The following is a 19,154-nucleotide window of genomic DNA, read 5'->3' as shown; positions in this document are numbered from 1 at the left end:
GCCGACGTTTCCGCCACACAGCACGCAATATATGGGGGACTTATCTGTAACCGTGCCCCGGTTCCCAGTAACTGAGAACGGTTCTGCCGGCCTGAGAACTGGCTTTGGGGGTTTATACTGTGGTGTCTTAGCCCCAGTTGCTTATGGAAGACCAGATCGGCGCACCCGGATCGGGCATCTCCCGTCGTGACTTCGTGAAAGCCTCTGGCCTCGGTGGCACGGTGGCGCTTGCGGGCTGTACCGCGCCGGGTGAGGTTCCAACCGAAGAGTCAGTCGACGCCAGTACGACCCCAGCACAGTCCGAGGGGGACCTCCCGACCACGTCTCCCCCGGAGATCGTCAACGTTGACGAGCAGGGTGGCGAAGTGACGCTGTCCTCCGTTCCCGCCAAACACGAGGCCCATCCCGGCAAATCGATGGGCGGCCCGGTCGAACTGCCAAAGGTGTGGGCGTTCAAGGCCGACGACGGCGAACCGAGCGTCCCCGGTCCGATTCTCCGGACGACGGAGGGCGAGGACATGGAGGTCACGTTCGACAACACGGACGGCATGCGCCCACATACGGTCCACTTCCACGCCGTCCAGAAGCAGTGGGAAGACGACGGCGTCCCGACGACCACGGGCATCCGCATCGACCCCGGCGAGAAACACACCTACACGATCCCCGCGAACGTGACGGGCACCCATCTCTACCACTGCCACTACCAGACCCATCGACATATTGACATGGGGATGTACGGTATCTTCCGCGTCGACCCGAAGGGGTACGAGCCGGCCGACAAGGAGTACTTCATGACGCTGAAGGAGTGGGACTCCCGGCTGAACCAGCAGATGGCCGGCATGGACGCCAACTACGACGTTCGCAACCGCCGCCCTGACACGTTCACGGTCAACGGCAAGTCGGCACCCCGGACGCTCCACCCGGAAGATGGCTCGCCGATCATCGTCGAGCAGGGCGATACGGTGCGCATCCACATGTGCAACAACGGGTACATGGACCACCCGATGCACATCCACAACCACCGCTTCCAGGTGACCCACAAGGACGGCGGGAAGATTCCGGAAGCCGCCCGCCACGACCAGGATATCACCAGCATCCCGCCCGCCGGTCGGCACACGATTGAGTTCGAAGCCGACGCTGATCCCGGCATCTACCTCGCACACTGTCACAAGGTCAGTCACGCGATGAACGGGACCGCGTACCCCGGTGGGATGATCACTGGTGTCGTCTACAAGGAGGCGATGGACACCGACATCTTCAAACAGCTGATGGACTACGCCGGCTACGAAGCGTAAGACGGCGACCCCGCGTGTCGATTCGCGTCGAAGCGGCTTTTATCAGACATCCCAGCCCCACAGGTGGAACTAGGTCACACTGGTCCGGTGTAGTGTGGCTGAGTGAGCGTTTGTGTTCCGGCCGCGCCGGAAATCATCGGAATGTGGCTCCTGTCCTGAGTTGGGAGCGAATGTTCGCAAGACACGGGCACCATCGCTCCGTCGGTGGGATGCTACGTTCGAAAAAAGTCGAACAGGTCTGTAGTTCAGCCCGATAGCCGATATGGCGTTACCGGACGATGACGCTGCCTTTCATCCCGAGTGCCTTGTGCGGCGTGCAGTAGTAGTTGTATACGCCGGTTTCCTCGAAGGTGTATTCGAACTTGACGCCTGTTCCACTAGCTGAGGACCCGGAATTGAACGTCTCGTCTTCCGCTACGACGTTGTGTGCGGCCCCCTTGCCGGTCCACTCCCATTGCACCGTTGTCCCGGTCGAAACCTCGATTGCGGCCGGGGCGTACGCGAAGTTCCCGTTGTTCCCCGATGCGCCGACGTCGACCGTGACGGTGTCCTGATCAGTCGCGTCGGTCGCACTGCCGTCGAAGTTACTCGTGTCGCTGAGATACGATGACACTGACGATGGGACGTCCCCGCTCCCAGACGCCGCAGCCTCCGTTTCCGTAGCGGTCGCTGTCTCCGTTGGCGCGGCCGTCTCCGTACTGGCATCCGCTTCGGTTTCGGCGCTCGGTGACTGCTCGCCCCCACTTGAGGTTGTCCCAGGTGCGGCACACCCAGCGATAGATGCTCCTGCAACCACTGTGCCGATGCTCGCGATGAACCGACGTCTGTCAAGATCGTCTGTCTCAGTCATAGGTATCGAATTGCGTTCCGCCCGACGCGTCACGCGACCATGTTGGTCATGAGGAAGTGAATATGTTCGGGGCGATAATAGCCGCGTGTGTTCCCAGGAGCTGGGAACGGTCTGGGCTACTGAAACCGTTCGTATGCCTACGCATGAACAAGGGTGCGTACGCGTTCGGTAGTTACAAACTCCTGTAGCCATCATGGACTCACACGAGTACACGAACTGCGCTGTGACCGAACGGTCTGACCGTGACGCCACACTATCGCACGATCATCTATGCAAACGAAGACACGACTACTCGTCGGCGGTGTGTTAATTCCGGTACTGTTCGGGGCGATGGCCGTCACCACGATGGGTGGTGCTGCCGAGTTTACGACGCCAACGAAGATAACGGACACCAACGAATACAACGGAGACAGAGTAAACCTCGAAGGAATCGTCATCGATATCGAACAGACAAACGATCAACTGTCTTTCAATGTCACTGACGAGAACGAATCGGTTCCTGTCGTCTATGACGGCCCGATGCCGGAAACGATGTCCGTCGGGCGGACAGTCGTTGCGAAGGGGTACTACAACGGAAGCGTAGTCGAGGCTGAGTCGCTGTCCATTCGCGCACACGAAGGTGAACACCCAGCAGGTCATAACAACTCAACGGAGTACGACGCCACGAAATACGAGTCGATGAACGGTACCCACGCGAACGTCACGGGCCACGAGAACGTGACGGCATACGGCAACGTGTCAAGCGATAACGGGACAAACAGCGAGCAAGTAGTCGCGGCACGGCCGGTATAATAACCACGTTATGATCCATGAGTGAGACGTCTGAGGTTTTTCAGGGGCGGTCCCGCCGCGCAATCACTGTCTTCACCAGCGGGGTCTCGGTTGTGGGGACCTCGTTCGCACTGTACGGGACGTCTCGGGAGTTCGTCATCATCGCGGCGAGCCGAACCGCGCTGGACATCCTCCCGAGCTCAGTAGTCGCCTCGATTATCTGGAACTTCGGCGACCTGTCGTTTTCGCTTGCTCTCCTCGTGTTCGGAATCGCACTGGCCGGGGTCACTGGTGCGGTCAGCTACGCTGGCTTTCGGACAGGTGAGCGGCTTGTCGAAGGGGCTCCGAACATCGGTGGCATGGTGCTATCGCTGCTTGCCGTCTGGGTGTTCGTCGCCGCTACTGTCTGGGCACCGCTGCCCGCCATCGTACCTGCCGCCGCCGGGACAATCGGGACCGGGCTGGTGATTGCACGCTCGACCGACAACAGCAACGGGCAGCCGGCGACCCCTGATGACAGACGTGCGTTCGTAAAGACCCTCGCCGGACTCGGGGCTTACAACGTCGTCGCGCACGCTGTCGGATTCGTGCAGGGTAGCGGGTCCCAGACAGAGGACCTTTCGACATCGTCATCAGAACGTGAAGACGAGTCTAACCCGGTTGAGCAGCGCCTCGCCACGGCCGCCGACCGGTCGTTCGATGTCGAGGGGATGACCGGCCTGGTCGACACGACGGATTCGTTTTTCACCGTCGATATCAACCCCCGTCCGCCGACTGTCGAGACGGATAGCTGGACGCTCTCAGTCACCGGCAACGTCGAGACGGAGCGAGAGTTTACATACGAAGACCTCAGACAGCGAGAAACGATCACCCGGTTCAAAACGCTCCGCTGTCTGGGCGACCCGGTCGACGGCGAGCAAATCGGGACCGCCCTCTGGACGGGCTGTTCGCTCATGGACCTCCTCTCCGAAGCCGGCGCGAACGGAAGCCACGTCGTCTTCCGCGCGGCCGACGATTACTACTACTCGATGCCGATGTCGATGCTTTCGGACGCGATGCTGGCCTACGGGATGAACGAGAGCCAACTCCCGCGCCAGCACGGGTTCCCGGTCCGCGCGCTGCTCCCTAACCGGTGGGGCAAACTCAACGTGAAGTGGCTCGACGAGATCGAGGTTGTCGACCAGTCGGAGAGCGGCTACTGGGAAGAACGAGGCTGGAACGGGATGGGAACAGTCAATACGGTCGTCAAAATCAGCACGAGTAACCGTCTTTCCGACGGGCGGGTCCAGCTCGGTGGACACGCCTATGCCGGAACAGATGGAATACGGGCGGTGCTTGTCTCACTCGATGGTGGCGAAACGTGGGACACGGCGACGCTATCGGACCAACTACCGGACCCGGACACCTGGCGGCAATGGAAGTACGAATGGCAGCCCGAACGCTCCAGCTACACTGTCATTGCGAAAGCAATCGACGGGACCGGAGCGGAGCAGACACGCGTGCGCTCAAGTCCGTTCCCGGACGGCGCGACCGGCTGGAGTCGGCTCGATTTGAGCGTCCAGTTGTAAAAACTGGCTCGGCCCGGTCAACCGGGACGGGAGCTGCGTTACTGATCGACGAGTTCCGAAATCTGTTCTTCGAGCGCCGTGACTTGGTTACGGAGATAGCCGACGTACATGATGAGTGCCAGAAAGACCGCGCTGTAGCCGACCAGAAGGAGGGGTTCCATCTTCAATCACCCCCCTGGCTTGGCCCCATCGCGTGGTCGTCGAGCGTCCGGTCGCGGCGGGCGTAGTTGACCCGACGTTTGAGTTCGCGTAGCTGTACCCGGGACCCGACGAGGTAGAGATAGACGAGCAGGAGTGCCGCGATGGAAAGGAGTAACGCCGGGACTGTAATCGTCGCGTCCGCGTCCGGATTCCCGGTCGTCGGTCGATGGAACGTGGGCGTCCAGAGCCGCGTGGACAGATACGAGAGCGGCACAGTCACGAACCCGACGATGCCGTACACCGACGTAATGCGCTTGAGAGAGGCAGAATCCCCGCCGGCGGAGTAGATGAGCAGGTAGCCCGCGTAGATGAACCAGATGACGAGGAACGTGACCAGACGGATGTCAGTCCACTCCCACCAGCTGTTCCAGATAACTTTCCCCCAGACGCTCCCGGTCACCAGCGTCAGCGTGACCATCAGGAACCCGACTTCGCCCGACGAATGGGCGAGGAACTCCCAGAACGGCGTCTCGGTCGCCAGATAGAGGGCACACCCGAGGAATGTCACTGTGAGCGCAACCGCTGCGGCCGTCGCCAGACCGATATGCCAGTACGCAATCAGGTTGATCTGATTGCTGACGCCGTACATCGAATCTGACGCCATGCCGAAGATGCTCCCCAGCGATGCAACCCCAGCGAGAAGGGTCAAGTACTTGATACTGCTAGACTGAAACAACGCGCGGAGATACGGAATCCCGCGGGTTTCGAGCCGTGACAATACGTTCATACGCTCAGTTCTTGAGGCCACACAAAAAACTGTTGTGCGGATTCTCAATCAACCACAGACCGGGAACCGATAGACTGCGCTTGTCTGCTTTAAGTATCCCCTCCCTGAATATTTACCGCTCCATTTTAAGAGGGCTAGGGAACATATGCGGTATATGTCGCGACAGCCGTTGGCTCGCGCCGTCTTCGTCGTTGGCATGTCGCTACTGTTGATTGGCGGACCTATTGTAAGCACCGTCGGTGCTGTGGATGGGGGGCCGTCAGGTGAAGCAGTGAGCGACACGCTTGACGAGACAGCGCAACAGACCGCACAGACGAGTAATCAGAGTAGCAACGAGACGTCCGATTTACCCGTCGAACCACCAACCAGTCAGCCGCTGCCGTCCTATGAGGAAGTCCGGAAGCCAAATGACACGGAGGCAAAGATCGAACTCGGCAAGAAACTGTTCTTCGATCCGCGCCTCTCTGACACCGGCTCTATCTCCTGTAACACCTGCCACAACGTGATGGAAGGTGGCGACGGCAGCCGAACTGTCGGTCGCGGTGTCCACGGCCAGACCGGGCCGCGCAACTCGCCGACGGTGTGGAACGCCGTGTTCATGAGCACTCAGTTCTGGGACGGCCGCGCCGACACGCTTGAAGCGCAGGCAAAAGGTCCCATCACCGCAGGCGTCGAGATGGGGATGCCGACCTCCGAGGCGGCGATGGAGAAGATACGTAACAACGAGGGCTACGTTGAGCTGTACGAAGATGTCTACGGCGGTGAGGACCCGGTCACGCTCAACAACACCGTCGACGCAATCGCTGCCTACGAGCGGACGCTCATCACGCCGAACAGCTCGTACGACCGGTACGTCAGAGGTGACGAGGACGCCCTGACCGAACGGCAGCTCAACGGGATGGAGACGTTCAAGGAACTGGGCTGTCAGGGCTGTCACTCCGGCCCCGCGTTCAACGGCCCGCAGTGGCAGATGGAGAACGGAAACGGATACTACCAGAAGCTAGGCGTCTACCAGGGTTCGAACCCGCAGTGTGACCAGTACATCGACCGATACAACCTGTACGCTGACTCCGGGCGCGCCGGAGTGACCGGTGACAGCAGTGACGAGCATATGTTCAAGGTTCCGACGCTCCGGAACGTCGAGCACACAGCGCCGTACTTCCACAACGGTCAGGTCCGGACGCTAGAGAACGCGACGAAGGTGATGGCGTCCTGTCAGGTCGGCCAGAATATCTCCGACCAGCAGGCCGAGAACGTCACCGCGTTCATGACCAGCCTCACCGGACAGTACCCCGAGCAGCAAATGCCGCGTATCCCGTCCCGGAGTGGCGGCGAGCCGATGCTCCCCGAAGATGCGGGCGACGCATCTGCGCCGGACACTGACGACGCTGCTTCGGTCGGAACGCCCGCAGAGACGGCCGCAGCACAGCAGACAGCGGAACCACAGCAGGCAGGGGTCAGCGGCGGTAGCAGCGACGGGAGTTCCCCGACCAGTGCCGCCGCGTTCATGATGGCCGCGGCGTTGCTCATCGCGCTCCTTGCTGTGGCGTACGCCCAGCGCAAGCGGTAACAGGAATCGACAGCCTTTCTGGCATCACATATTTTGACACAGTCACCAAATGAACGCTCGTAAAACGATCACCATCGCGTTCTTCCTGGTAGTCCTTGGGGTAGGCTACTATTCGATGAACGCTGCACCGGTGGTCCGAGACGACGCACACACGTATCAGGGCGGTTTAGAGTGGGAAACCGACCCCGGTACTGCGCTCGATGCGGCCCAGTCACAGGACAAGCCGGTTCTGGTCTACTACTGGGCGACGTGGTGTACGTACTGCGAGCGGTATGACAAGAACCACTACCGGAACGAGACTATCCGTGCTGCGATGGATGACTACGTCCTGCTCGCAATAAACATCGACGACCCGGGGAACGGGACAGCGCTGGTTCGCCAGCACCAAGCGACGTATCCGCCACAGCACCGGATTATGACGCCAAACGGCGACACTGTCGAGAGCGTTGAGGGGTACATCGGGCGGGACGAACTGCTTGCAACGCTTGAGAAGAGGTCCGAGGAGGCAACATGACAACAGTCGTATTCGGGCTAGCAGTCGGGACCTGGCTGCTGGCAATCGGCCTGTTCGGAAGCGTGCTTGCCACGGCGCTACTCGGCTACGAGTACGTGACCGGCGACGAGTCGTTCCTTCGCGTCAGCAAGGCTGCCGCGGGCGTCGCGACGGGGTCGTTCGTTATCGCACTGCTATACCTGACTTCGCAGTTTCTCAGTGGGGATTACACCAACGCGTATGTCTGGGACAACACTGCAAATTACCTCCCGACGCTGTACAAAGTCACAGGAGTGTACGCGTCCAACGCGGGATCGATACTGCTGTGGGCGATGCTCACGGCTGTTGTCGTCACGACGACCTTGCTTCTGGGCCGGTACAGCACACGCGGCGCACGTCTCTCGCAATCCCTTGGGATGGGCGTTGTCACCGTGTTCGCCTGGATGCTAGTCAACGACAGCCCGTTTACTCCCCTGTCGGCAGAGTACCCGTCGGTCGCGGCTAACGGGATTCCACAGGACGGCAGCGGGCTGAACCCGCTACTGGTCGACCCGTTCATGGCAATCCACCCGCCGATAACGTTCTCGGCGTACGCGCTCATGGTGGTTCCCTTCACCGTTGGCGTGACCCACTTCGTCGCCAAACTCCGGGGGACGGAGAGCATGTTCGACGACTGGCTGGGCAGCATGACGCGCTGGCTCCGGGGGTCGTGGCTCCTGCTGACTGCCGCGATCACGCTCGGCGGCATCTGGGCGTATCGAGTCCTCGGCTGGGGTGGCTTCTGGTCGTGGGACCCAGTCGAAACGTCAGTGCTCATCCCGTGGCTCGGACTGACCGCCGTGTTGCATACGCTCAACCAGTACCGGCGCTCCGGCCGGTACGCAGTACTCGCGCCGGCCGCCACGGCGGCGTTGCTCCCGCTCGTCATCTACGCGACGACCGTGGTCCGGAGCGGCGTCTTCCGGAGCGTCCACTCGTTCGCCGGCGGGGGCATCGGGAGCGGCGTCCTGTTCCTCCTCGGAACGACGAGCACGCTGGCGGTCGGTCCCGCGTTCATCCACTGGTTCAGGACTGAGCAAAGCGACGCCGAAGAAGCGAGCCTGCTCGACCGGGCGACAATCTACCACGCTGCCGTGCTCGGGTTCATCCTGCTTGCGTTCGTCTCGCTCTGGGGCCTCACGTTCCCCGTGGTTCGCAGCCTCGCTTCAGGTGTCGAAGTCAGCGTCGACGCGCGGTACTACAACCTCTGGAGCTTCCCGGTCGTCGTCGGGATGCTCCTTGCCGGAGGGATGTACGCACAACAAGAGCGCTTCAGTACGCGAGCGACAGTCGTGACCGCCGCTACAGTGCTCATCGCCGCCCTCGCCGTTGGTTTCGTGCTGGCACGACCTGAGTGGCAGCTGGCGTCGACTGAGCCGTTCGACCCGGTGTATTACCGCGCCATCGGGAGCCTCAGTGTGGTCACCGTGCTGCCGCCGGCCGTGTACTTCGCAGGCGCGTGGGTCGTCCGCTACGCGGGCCGTCTCCGCCGACTGACCGGACGGCAGGCGAAGCTAAACGAGACCGGCATCGCCCTCATTCACGTCGGCGCGGCGCTGCTCATCGTCTCCGTCTCCTTCGTCTATGTCTTCTCGACGACAGCGTCCGTCGGTATCGTGGGCGCGACAGAACTGGACGATACCGGCGAGCGAATCGTCCGCGACGTCGAGGGGTCGCCGTACACGGTCGAGGTAACCAACTACTCGCCGGAGAACACGCCGACGATGACCGAGGCGGCGATGACGCCGGCCGAAGTCGGCTCCGTTGACCCCTCGTCATCGGTGATTCTCGTAAAAGGAGAGGTGACCGCAGTGCAACGCTTCGAGGACACGACCATCGCACAGCTCAACGGGTCCCGCGTGTGGGTCGGTGCCGACAGCGGGACAGTGCAGTTCGAAGAGGGGTCGGTGATCGTCGCCCGCGGGACACTCTCTGACCCTCGTTCCGAGAACATCGACGCGCTCGTCTACACCAACGGGGAAAACGTCGGACCGGCGTCGGCCCCGCCGACAGACGTGTACTCGCCGCGGGTCGTCGACCATCGGTTCGACGTTCAACTGTACCGGGGCGACACGCTGGTCGCCGATGGCACTGTGGCCGAACAGTCATATCGCGGTCGCGATATGCAGACGAACGACCCGCTCATCGAACGCGGTATCACCGGCGACACGTACGTCGTGGGGACTCGAACCGCGGGCGGGCTCTCGATCGAAATCAGTCGCTACCCGCTTGCCAACCAGATCTGGTTCGGCGTCGCAGTGATGCTCGTCGGCATGGGGCTGGTCTTCCTGTTCGATCCAGCGTCGGGTGCCGCCGGTGGCCGTCGCTCCGGAAATCGCGATTGAGTCGAAGCGCGGTCAGGCCTCGATGACGAACTCGAAGCTCACCCACCCGGTGACGATGACGGTCCCGTCGTACACGAGGAGGATTCGGAACCACTCCGACAGCCAGAATGGCCCACCAGCGAGGCTCGTGAGTTCGATCCCTGCGAGGATAACCGGGACGACGAGCGGGACGAGCAACACCGGCAGGAGTGATTCGTTGACCTGTGAGTTTAACGTCAGCGCGGTCAACAACACGCCGGCGGCGCTGAATCCGGTTGCGGCGAGTGGGAACACGAGCGCCAGCTGGACGAGCAAGGCGGGTTCGAACGGCGTGCCGAGAAACACCGTTACAGCGACGAGTGTTACCCACCCGATTGCAGTCACGAACACTGCCGAACTACAGACCTTGCCGAGGTAAATCGCGGACCGGTCGACAGGTGCGAGCATCAGCCCCTCGATTGCGGCGTTGTCGTCCTCGACGGCGATGCCGCGGGAGAGGGCGAGTGTCGTGGCGAAGACGAGTGCGATCCACAGGCCACCGCGGGCGATGACCGCTTGCTCGTCCACGCGACGGACGAACACAAACGAGAAAATAACGACTATCAGCAGCGCCAGCACCGCCGCGCCGTTGGCCCGGCGCTTGCCCCGTGCTTCGAGCAGCAGGTCTTTCGCCGCGATAGCTCGGACGACGCGAAGATACTGCCGAATCATGATTGTCGAGGTGCGTTCACGTACTGTTGTTTGATCGCGTCCGGCCCGGGACACTCGGCCGTGTCGATATCCCGGACGAGCTGTCCGCCGTCGAGCACGAGCACCCGGTCGGCGTAGCGGAACCCGCGGTCCACGTCGTGTGTCGCAAAGACGACTGTCGTCTCCTCCAGTTCGCGTAGCTGATCCGTCACCCGCAGCAGTGACTCCTCGTCGAGCCCGGTGAACGGCTCGTCAAGTAACAACAGCGCGGGGTCGTGCAGCGTCGCCCGGGCGAGTGCGAGCCGCTTTGCCATGCCGTGGGAGAACTCGCTTACGGGGTCGGTCCCTCTATCGGTGAGCCCGACAGCGTCCAGTTGGGCCTCACATCGGTTCGGGTCAACCCCATGTAACCGGGCGTGCAGGCGAAGGTTCTCAAGGGCAGTCAGCTGTTCATACAGATACGTCTCGTGGGCGACGAACCCGAGTTCCCCGCGCTGTGTCGGCCGGTCGCGGGAGAACTCGGTGCCTTGCAGGGAAATCGTCCCTTCGCTCGGCCGGGTCAGCGTCGCCAGAAGTCTGAGTAACGTGGTCTTGCCTGACCCGTTGTGACCGAACAGAAGCACCGTCTCGCCGCGGCTCACGTCGATAGTAATCCCCTCAACACCGACCTTTGGGCCGAAATACTTTGAGACTGTAGACAGCGAGAGGAAGGCCATCACCGGAGACACGGACAGCAGATGTTTTTACCTTTTGTAATGCAAGTACGGGTATGGCAGCGGTTTCGCTTCTCGCGTCGTTTGCCGCCGGTGCCGTGACTGTCTTTACGCCGTGTTGCCTCCCGGTGCTTCCGCCGCTCCTATCGGGGAGCGTGGGCCATCGGCTGAAACCGCTCACGATTGTCGCCGGGAGCATCGTCTCGTTTACGCTCGTCGGCCTGCTCACGGGCTATCTGGGAACGCTCACGTCCGACTCGCTTCGGGCGCCCGCGTTCCTCATCATCATCGCCTTCGGCGCGGTCATGGCCGATGACGACCTCCACGAAGCGTACGCGGCGACCGCGTCGAAAATCTCGGGACGGGTCGACGGTATCAGCGTCCTCTCGAGTGCGGCCCACCCGCTCGCCGCCGGGTTCACGCTCGGACTCGTTATCGGGATCCTCTGGTTGCCGTGCGTCGGCCCGGTTCTGGGTGCCGTGTTGGCGTATGCGGGAACGACTGGCGATGTCTCACAGAGTGGTCTCCTGCTGTTCAGTTACGGTGCCGGATTCGGCCTCCCGATGCTCGGTGTTGCCTACGGAAGCAAGGTCGCCGGCGGACGGGTCAGAGACGCACTCCCGGGCGTCGAACAGACGGAAACGGTCCGTCGTCTCGCCGGGTATCTCTTGCTACTGAGTGGTGTCGCGCTGCTGTTCCAGCTAGACCGCGTCTTGCTCTCGAATATCTGACGCGGCAACAGCGTGGTGTCGCTGGTGTGCTATGTGGCCATTGCAGCAACACGGAGCATCAGGAACAGCATCATCACCTGCAGTGCCCCCTGGACGGTGAGCAGTGTCGCGGTACGAGCGCCGAGGGAAACAACGCGCTCGGGGTCGGGGTTCGCGCTCCGGAGTTCGCGGTAGATGAGAACGTCTGTCGGCAGCACGCCGAGCAGTGCGATGCCCGCGATAGCGACTGCGACACCGAGTACGGTCCGGATCAGCGTGGTCATCGGCCACACGATCTCGTACGTCAGCGCCATCGTGACGCCGGCGGTAATCGTCACGACTGCCAATGTGGGCAACAGGACAATCGTCGCTGGCACAAGTCGGCCCACTATCGCGTACGCCCCGTCTGTATCACGCTCCCGCAGCAGCGGTGCAACGATGAATCCATACATGAGCACGAGCGCCGTCCACGCGGTCCCGACCCATACGTGGACGGTGCGTAACGTCGCGATTGTACCAGTCAGGGACGCGTACCCGAACCCGACAGCAACGCAGGCTGCCAGTCCTGCACCGACGACCCCCGCGACGGTCGGTGTGCCTCGGTCGGCGACGGTATCGGGACGGTCCGGCATCGGTCTGTAGTACGTCCCGTCGATGAAAAACAAGTCGGTCGACACGCGCGATGGTTGGCTCACGCCGTCGTCCCGCCAGCGTCCGGCGGTGAGGATGCTGGGATTGCACAACGCTCATAGGTTCGGTCGAAAAACATCCGAACAAGGCTCCCAAATCGTGAATCGAAACCAGACGCGCCGGAAAACGCTCGCATTGCTCGGGTCCGCGCTTTCGATTCCTGTCGCCGGCTGTTCGTCCGGCGGCCTGTTCGGCGGCGAAACGACAACCCCCCCTGACACCGCGACACCGACGCCCGAGCGGACAGTGCAACGAGTGCCGACGGAGTACCAGTTCCGGCGCTGGCTCCCCCCGCTGTGGACGCTCCCGTATTCGACCCCTCAGAAGGTCGGCTATCAGACCGTGAGCGTCTCCGACCTGCGGTTCGCTCGGCTTGATGCGTCAGCCGGGAACGAACTCATCGCTGACGCGGCAAGCGATGCGCGGACGGAGAACAGCGTTCCGATGGCGATGACGTACCGGACCGAGGCGCTCGAAGTCGCCGTTATCGCCCGTGGGCCGACAGCGTCCCTGCTCGAATCGTTTGAAGCACAGGGCATGACGAAGGACTCGACCGTCGACGGCTACCAGGTGTATCACCAGACCGACGAGCAGGGCGAGCGCCAGCTCACGTACATCGGCGGCAACGAATGGAGTGTCTACGTCCGGTTCAGCGGCGAGCAAGACGACGACCTCACCTCGGCGCTCCTCGATACTAGAACGGGCAACGAGCCGTCGTGGACGGGAGCCAGCCCCGAGACTCGGCCCCTGTTTTATGACGCCTACGTCGCCGCTGACGCACAGGGCGTGCTGTTCCCGTCACCGAATCCGGGCAGCTTCGAGGGCGTTGCGGGCGACCTCTACGGTGCGCTCGCGAGTACCGTCTTTCCCAACAGCAGCGACCAGTCGTACGATACCGCGCGGATGCAGGTCACGCTCTCGTTTGCCCCCGACGCGCCCGCGGAACCCGCTGCCGTCGAAGCCGTCTATCGAGGTGCCGCAGAGTCCGCCGAACGGGAGACGTTCCGCCTGTCGTACTGGCCGGTCTTCGACGACCCGACCGTCGAGCGAGCGGGCGAGAGCACGATACGCGTCCGGCAGGACGTGGATACCCAGACGCTCCGTGACGCGCAGACCTCGGAGTGAGAAGCGGCTTGGCTGCAACAGTCTAATATCGCGCTGTGTTGGCACTGGTCACTGATATCGTTCGGATGGCGATAGCGACGTTTTCCGGTCGCTCCGAGACGCCACCGTCCGGGTAGTTCCCAGTAGCTGAGAACGCGCCAGTCCCGTTTTTCTTGGGGAGTCTAACAGGGGAGTATGGAAGAGTTCGACCACGAGGTAGACGCCCCGCGTGGCGCAACGAGTCGCGAGTGGGAGGTGTTCGTCCGCGAGGACACGGCGGACCCGCTCACTCACGTCGGCAGTGTCAGCGCGCCGTCCGTCGACATCGCCCGGGAGCAGGCCGCGTCGCTGTTCGCACGGACCGCCGTCACGCTGTGGTTGTGTCCCGCCGACAAGACCCGCCGCTACCAGACGGACGAGACGACGCTTGGGACGGGAAAGACGGAGGACGACGCTACCATGAGCGTCGACGAGATGGAATCGGAGACGCTCCGGGGTGAAAACCGATGATTTCGGTCTCGAAACTGCTCTGTGACCTCGACGCTGAGGGGGACGGGCTCCGATACGACGCGGCAAACGAGTCGACCAAACGCCAGATACGGGACAAAAAGCAGCGCCGACCCGTTGTCGTCTGGAACGTCACCAAGCAGTGCAACCTCTACTGTGACCACTGTTATGCCGCCGCCGACACGGAAATCGCCGATGGCGAGCTTTCGACCGCGGAAGGGAAGGCGCTGCTCGATGACCTCGCCGACTACGGCGCGCCGGTGGTGCTGTTCTCCGGCGGCGAGCCGCTCGTCCGGCAGGACCTCGAAGAACTGGTCGCCTACGCGAACGAGGTCGGCGTCCGACCGGTGCTTTCGACCAACGGGACACTCATCACCGAGGAACGCGCCCAGTCGCTGAAAGACGCCGGGCTGAAATACGCCGGCGTCTCCGTCGACGGCCTGCCGGAGCGAAACGACGACTTCCGCGGGGTTGACGGCGCGTTCGAGGGCGCAGTCCAGGGAATCGAGAACTGCCTCGACGCGGGCCTGAAGACGGGCCTCCGGTACACCATCACCGAGCGCAACGCCGCGGACCTAGAGGGCGTCGTTGACCTGCTAACCGACGTTGGCGTGGACCGTTTCTGCTTCTACCACCTAGATTACGGCGGCCGCGGAACTGAGATTGTCGACGCTGACCTCACGCCCGAGGCCCGCCGGGAGGCAGTGAAGCGAGTCTGTGACATGACCCGCGAGTACCACGACCGCGGCGAAGAAATCGAGACGCTACTGGTCGGGAACTACGCCGACGCGGCCTACCTCGTCGAGTACGCTCGCGAACACATGAGCGACGCGCAGGCAAAGCGGGTGTACGAGTACCTGCAGGTCAACGGCGGGGACCCGACCGGCGAACGCGTCGCCGACGTGGACTATCAGGGCAACGTCCACCTCACGCAGTTCTGGCAGGGGTACTCGCTGGGGAACGTTCGGGACCGCTCGTTCGGCGCTATCTGGGAGGACGAGTCGAACCCGCTGCTTTCGGCGCTTCGGAACCGCGAAGAGCATCTCACGGGGAAATGCGCCGACTGCCGCTACGCCGGGGTCTGCCGCGGGGCGTCCCGACTCCGGGCGCTCACCGTCGAAGACGACCTGTTCGCCCCGGACCCGCAGTGTTACCTGGAAGACACTGAGGTCCACGGGCCGGCGCCGTTTGACACCGGTGAGAACTCGCTGGCGAGCGGGAGTTCGGCCGACTGAGCCGCCAGCGTCCCACCCCATTTTAATCCCCGCCAAGCTGAGGGGCACGACTCATTCCTGCGTACCGGCAACTATCACATGCGACCGTCGACTGACGGTCGTATCGTCGGGAAACGCACGCTCAGTCTCGTGGGACAGATGGGCGTTCCTTCGGGCATTCGGCCGCCATGGACACGGCGGCCGGTTTGTTCTCTGTGAGCACTGGGGCGGACCGGGGCGTTTTTGCCCTGCCCCCCGTTATCGCCACCTGTGCAGTCGGTTGAGCTACACGCGCATTCGTCGCTGTCGTACGACGGCCGGGACCCGGTCGAGCTTCTCTTAGAGCAAGCCAGCGGCGTCGGTCTGGACGCGCTGGCCGTGACTGACCACGACGAAATCGACGCCAGCCTCCGGGCGGCCGAACTCGCCCCGGAGTACGGTCTCGTCGGGATTCCCGGGATGGAAGTCACGTGTGCCGCCGGACACGTCCTCGCTCTGGGGATTCAGGAGGCGATTCCGCCACACCTCCCGTTCGATGAGACGCTTGACCGCATCCGCGAGCAGGGCGGGCTCGCAGTCGTTCCCCATCCGTTTCAGGAGTCCCGCCACGGCGTGTTAGAACACATCTCGAAAGACGAACTCGCGACTGCCGACGCCATCGAAGTGTACAACTCGCGGCTGCTGACCGGACGGTCGAATCGACAGGCCGAGCGGTTCGCGCGACGGCGGGGGCTGCCGATGACCGCCGGCAGCGACGCCCACATCGCGGAGATGGTCGGGCAGGCGGTCACCAACGTCGGCACGGACGAGCGGACAGTCGAAGCGATTCTCGACGCCATCCGTGAGGGCAAGACGACCGTCGAGGGCAAGCGGACGCCGTGGCGAATCAGCTTCCGGCAGGCCGCCGGCGGGGCGAAGCGACGGGTCAAGAACGGCATCGCGGAGCTCCTACAGTGATGCAGGGAGCCGATGCGGACACCGTCGCCGACGCCCTCGCAAGCGACGACGCGCTCCCGGGTGCTGGCGGCTTCGCGGGCGAACTTGACGGAACGCTCGTCCGCGACGTTCTCGGACGGTACCCGCTGTTCGTGGAGCGTGCCGTTTCTGACGAGGCGCGGCTTGACCCCGGACAGTGGAGCCACGACCCGACGGCGCTGGCCGACCCGCGGTCGTTCCCTGCCGGCCATATTCGAAACGAGAGCGGGACCCAACAGCGGTGGTCGCTCCCGTCGTTGGACCCGTTCGGAGACCGTGAAACAGCTATCGAGACGGTCGGTGAGACTGTCGAGACGAGCATTGACGCTGTCGACACTGACTCTCTCGCAATCGCCTTTTCTGGCGGCGTGGACTCGGCGCTGCTCGCGGCCCGACTCGACGCGCCGCTGTACGTCGCCGGGTTCCCGGACAGCCACGATATCGAGGCGGCGCGGTCAGCCGCCGAACTGCTGGGGACCGAGGTCCGCGTGGTCGAACTCACCCACGACGCCATCGAACGGGCCGTCCCCGAGATCGCTCGCGCCACCGCACGCACGAACGCGATGGACGTACAGATAGCGCTCCCGCTGTACCTCGTCGCCGAGCGGGTTGCCGGAGACGGTTTCGACCGACTGGCGCTCGGCCAGGGAGCCGACGAGCTGTTCGGCGGCTACGCGAAAGTCGCCAAGGCTCCAGAAGACCCTCGCGTCGAGGCCGACACCGTCCGCGGGGCTCAGCGGGAGGTCATCGCCTCGCTCCCCGACCAACTGGAGCGGGACGTGCTCGCCTTGCGGGCCGCCGGCGTCGAGCCGGTAACGCCGCTGTTACACGACCGCGTTATTGGTGCCGCGCTCCGACTGGACGGCGACCTGCTCGTCGACGGCGAGACGCGAAAGGTCGCGCTCCGGGCGGCGGCCCGGGAATCGCTCCCGGACGAGATTGCGGACCGGGATAAAAAGGCCGCCCAGTACGGCTCGCTTGCCGCCCGAGAACTCGACCGGCTGGCGCGACAGGCCGGCTACAAGCGCCGGATGGACGACCACGTTACCCAGTACGTCGAATCGCTCGTGGAGTGAGCCGCGGCTACGCCTCGCGGACGGATTCGATTGCTCGCTGGCCGACCTCGACGACATCTGCCGGGAGTTCCTCACTTCGGGCCTGTAACTCATCAGCAGAGAACCATTCCCAGTCGTCAGCTGGCTGTTCGCCCGGCCCCGGTGTGATGTCGCGGCTGTCCGTCCGGCCATAGAAGATGAAGTCGATGTGCTGGTGGCCGACATCGCCCTCTGCGTTGACGTTGATGTCCTCGAGCAGGAAATGCTGTGGCTGGGGCATCGACTGAACAGTCTCGCTCTCGATGTCCTGTTGTGGTGCGATGAGGTCCACATCGAGGCCCAATTCCTCTCGGGTCTCGCGCAGCGCGGCCTCGTGAGGGAGTTCGTCGCGGTCGATGTGGCCGCCAGCGGGCAGCCACATATCGAGCTTACTGTGCTCGTGGAGCGCGACGGAACCATCGCTAACAACGTAGACGGTGGCGACAAAATGCCGAGTGGTCTCCATACCGATGGAACGGCACAATCGGTGGTTTAGGTTACGATACCGATTAGGGGTGGATGTTGTCCTCTGCTTCCAGCAGTTCGTGGTAGCGGTTGCGGATGGTAACCTCGGAGATGTTGGCGACTTCGCTGACCTGACTCTGGGTCACCTTCTCATTGGTGAGCAGTGAAGCGGCGTACACCGCCGCAGCGGCGAGGCCGACCGGGGACTTCCCGGAGTGGACGCCCTCTTGCTTGGCGTTCTGGAGGAGCTGGCGGGCGCGCCGTTCGACCTCCTCGGAGAGGTCGAGGTCTGACGCGAACCGCGGGACGTAGCTCTCGGGGTCGGCCGGCTGGATTTCGAGGCTGAGTTCCCGGACGACGTAGCGGTAGGTCCGCGCGATCTCGTCTTTCTCGACGCGGGACACGCCTGCAATCTCGTCGAGCGACCGCGGCGTGCCGGCCTGGCGCGCGGCGGCGTACAGTGACGCCGTCGAGACGCCTTCGATGGAACGGCCGGGCAGCAGGTCCTCGTCCAGTGCGCGACGATAGATGACGCTAGCTGTCTCGCGGACGTTCTCTGGCAGTCCGAGCGCCGAAGCCATCCGGTCAATCTCACCGAGGGCCTGTTTGAGGTTGCGTTCTTTGGAGTCGCGGGTGCGGAACCGCTCGTTCCAGGTCCGCAGACGCTGCATCTTCTCGCGCTGGCGCGAGGACAGGGAGTTGCCGTAGGCGTCCTTGTCTTGCCAGCCGATGTTCGTCGAGAGGCCCTTGTCGTGCATCATGTTCGTCGTCGGCGCGCCAACGCGGGACTTCTCGTCTTTCTCTTTCGAATCGAACGCGCGCCACTCGGGACCGGGGTCGATCTCGTCTTCTTCGACGACTAGCCCACAGTCTTCACACACCGTTTCACCGCGCTCGCTGTCGGAGAGTAACGCACCGCTACACTCCGGACAGACGAGTGACTCCGACTCCTCTTCCTCCGTCTGCTCTGTCTCCGTCTCGCGCTCGTTCGAGTATCGGCGGATGCTGGTATCGGTCATTTGTTGGGGGGTGGGACAACCGGGTATCGTACCCGAAAAACGTGTTGTAACCAATTATTGTATCTACGGCGACTTAAAAGTTTTGTCTGTTTCAGAAGTCCAATTTTCGGAACGGAAAACAAGAGTTGGCAAATC

At 62.9% G+C, this 19,154-nt stretch carries 20 protein-coding genes; 12 read left to right on the top strand and 8 right to left on the bottom strand.

Annotation, left to right across the window (positions count from 1 at the left end):
• The first annotated feature begins 143 nt into the window (after positions 1–143).
• The gene (locus RR_RS10090) at positions 144–1,295 is read left to right on the top strand and encodes a multicopper oxidase domain-containing protein (protein ID WP_004956964.1); all 1,152 of its coding nucleotides are present in this window, start codon (positions 144–146) and stop codon (positions 1,293–1,295) included.
• 268 nt (positions 1,296–1,563) lie between these two features.
• On the opposite strand, the gene RR_RS10085 is transcribed toward RR_RS10090, so the two are convergent.
• Positions 1,564–2,145 carry a halocyanin domain-containing protein gene (locus RR_RS10085; protein ID WP_049938877.1) on the bottom strand — a complete coding sequence of 194 codons (582 nt, stop codon included), beginning with the start codon at positions 2,143–2,145 and terminating at the stop codon, positions 1,564–1,566.
• Between the two features lie 270 nt (positions 2,146–2,415).
• On the opposite strand from RR_RS10085, the gene RR_RS10080 reads away from it, so the two are divergent.
• A complete protein-coding gene (locus RR_RS10080; RefSeq protein WP_004956961.1) occupies positions 2,416–2,937 on the top strand; it encodes a cytochrome c maturation protein CcmE in 522 nt (173 codons plus the stop codon).
• Between the two features lie 17 nt (positions 2,938–2,954).
• Entirely contained in the window at positions 2,955–4,484 is a 1,530-nt protein-coding gene (locus RR_RS10075; protein WP_011223588.1) for a sulfite oxidase, read from the top strand.
• Between the two features lie 38 nt (positions 4,485–4,522).
• On the opposite strand, the gene RR_RS22690 is transcribed toward RR_RS10075, so the two are convergent.
• Both RR_RS22690 and RR_RS10070 read right to left on the bottom strand, forming a co-directional pair.
• A complete protein-coding gene (locus RR_RS22690) occupies positions 4,523–4,645 on the bottom strand; it encodes a hypothetical protein (RefSeq protein WP_004956957.1) in 123 nt (40 codons plus the stop codon).
• 2 nt (positions 4,646–4,647) lie between these two features.
• Positions 4,648–5,412 (bottom strand): cytochrome c biogenesis protein, encoded by a 765-nt coding sequence (locus RR_RS10070; RefSeq protein ID WP_004956955.1) that lies wholly within the window; start codon positions 5,410–5,412, stop codon positions 4,648–4,650.
• Positions 5,413–5,557: 145 nt separating this feature from the next.
• Here RR_RS10070 and RR_RS10065 point away from each other — a divergent pair, with 145 nt between their 5' ends.
• Genes RR_RS10065 through ccsA form a run of 3 tightly spaced genes read left to right on the top strand, consistent with a single transcriptional unit; the run spans position 5,558 to position 9,859 of the window.
• Complete coding sequence (locus RR_RS10065; protein WP_004956952.1) at positions 5,558–6,982, top strand: cytochrome-c peroxidase; 1,425 nt, start codon at positions 5,558–5,560, stop codon at positions 6,980–6,982.
• A 49-nt stretch (positions 6,983–7,031) separates the two neighbouring features.
• Positions 7,032–7,496: a thioredoxin family protein gene (locus RR_RS10060; protein ID WP_011223587.1), complete on the top strand. Its 465-nt coding sequence runs from the start codon at positions 7,032–7,034 to the stop codon at positions 7,494–7,496.
• Entirely contained in the window at positions 7,493–9,859 is a 2,367-nt protein-coding gene (gene ccsA, locus RR_RS10055) for a cytochrome c biogenesis protein CcsA (RefSeq protein WP_011223586.1), read from the top strand. Before RR_RS10060 ends, ccsA begins: the two co-directional genes overlap by 4 nt.
• Positions 9,860–9,871: 12 nt before the next feature.
• Here ccsA and RR_RS10050 read toward each other — a convergent pair whose 3' ends face one another.
• Together RR_RS10050 and ccmA are read right to left on the bottom strand one after the other, a co-directional pair.
• Positions 9,872–10,549: a heme exporter protein CcmB gene (locus tag RR_RS10050; RefSeq protein ID WP_007187753.1), complete on the bottom strand. Its 678-nt coding sequence runs from the start codon at positions 10,547–10,549 to the stop codon at positions 9,872–9,874.
• Positions 10,546–11,244 (bottom strand): heme ABC exporter ATP-binding protein CcmA, encoded by a 699-nt coding sequence (gene ccmA / locus RR_RS10045; RefSeq protein ID WP_011223585.1) that lies wholly within the window; start codon positions 11,242–11,244, stop codon positions 10,546–10,548. Before ccmA ends, RR_RS10050 begins: the two co-directional genes overlap by 4 nt.
• A gap of 53 nt (positions 11,245–11,297) precedes the next feature.
• On the opposite strand from ccmA, the gene RR_RS10040 reads away from it, so the two are divergent.
• Entirely contained in the window at positions 11,298–11,972 is a 675-nt protein-coding gene (locus tag RR_RS10040) for a cytochrome c biogenesis CcdA family protein (RefSeq protein ID WP_011223584.1), read from the top strand.
• Positions 11,973–12,001: 29 nt separating this feature from the next.
• Here RR_RS10040 and RR_RS10035 read toward each other — a convergent pair whose 3' ends face one another.
• Positions 12,002–12,646 (bottom strand): hypothetical protein, encoded by a 645-nt coding sequence (locus tag RR_RS10035; protein WP_232508562.1) that lies wholly within the window; start codon positions 12,644–12,646, stop codon positions 12,002–12,004.
• A gap of 94 nt (positions 12,647–12,740) precedes the next feature.
• Between RR_RS10035 and RR_RS10030 the strand changes: the two genes are divergently transcribed.
• From RR_RS10030 to RR_RS10010, 5 genes are all read left to right on the top strand, one after another.
• Positions 12,741–13,766, top strand: coding sequence for a hypothetical protein (locus RR_RS10030; RefSeq protein WP_007187749.1), 1,026 nt, complete (start codon positions 12,741–12,743; stop codon positions 13,764–13,766).
• A gap of 174 nt (positions 13,767–13,940) precedes the next feature.
• Positions 13,941–14,255: an Htur_1727 family rSAM-partnered candidate RiPP gene (locus RR_RS10025; RefSeq protein ID WP_011223581.1), complete on the top strand. Its 315-nt coding sequence runs from the start codon at positions 13,941–13,943 to the stop codon at positions 14,253–14,255.
• Positions 14,252–15,487 (top strand): TIGR04347 family pseudo-SAM/SPASM protein, encoded by a 1,236-nt coding sequence (locus RR_RS10020; protein WP_007187747.1) that lies wholly within the window; start codon positions 14,252–14,254, stop codon positions 15,485–15,487. The genes RR_RS10025 and RR_RS10020 overlap by 4 nt, the downstream gene beginning before the upstream one ends.
• A 249-nt stretch (positions 15,488–15,736) precedes the next feature.
• Complete coding sequence (locus RR_RS10015; RefSeq protein WP_004956929.1) at positions 15,737–16,423, top strand: PHP domain-containing protein; 687 nt, start codon at positions 15,737–15,739, stop codon at positions 16,421–16,423.
• Complete coding sequence (locus RR_RS10010) at positions 16,423–17,517, top strand: asparagine synthase C-terminal domain-containing protein (protein WP_011223579.1); 1,095 nt, start codon at positions 16,423–16,425, stop codon at positions 17,515–17,517. Before RR_RS10015 ends, RR_RS10010 begins: the two co-directional genes overlap by 1 nt.
• 7 nt (positions 17,518–17,524) lie before the next feature.
• On the opposite strand, the gene RR_RS10005 is transcribed toward RR_RS10010, so the two are convergent.
• Positions 17,525–18,001, bottom strand: coding sequence for an NUDIX hydrolase (locus RR_RS10005; protein WP_011223578.1), 477 nt, complete (start codon positions 17,999–18,001; stop codon positions 17,525–17,527).
• A 43-nt stretch (positions 18,002–18,044) separates the two neighbouring features.
• Entirely contained in the window at positions 18,045–19,019 is a 975-nt protein-coding gene (locus RR_RS10000; protein ID WP_004591831.1) for a transcription initiation factor IIB, read from the bottom strand.
• Positions 19,020–19,154 lie beyond the last annotated feature (135 nt).

Origin of the sequence: Haloarcula marismortui ATCC 43049, assembly GCF_000011085.1 — an archaeon.
In the GTDB taxonomy this organism is placed as follows: domain Archaea; phylum Halobacteriota; class Halobacteria; order Halobacteriales; family Haloarculaceae; genus Haloarcula; species Haloarcula marismortui.
The sequence above is the reverse complement of the archived record's forward strand: the minus strand, read 5'-3'. Positions and strand labels throughout refer to the sequence as shown.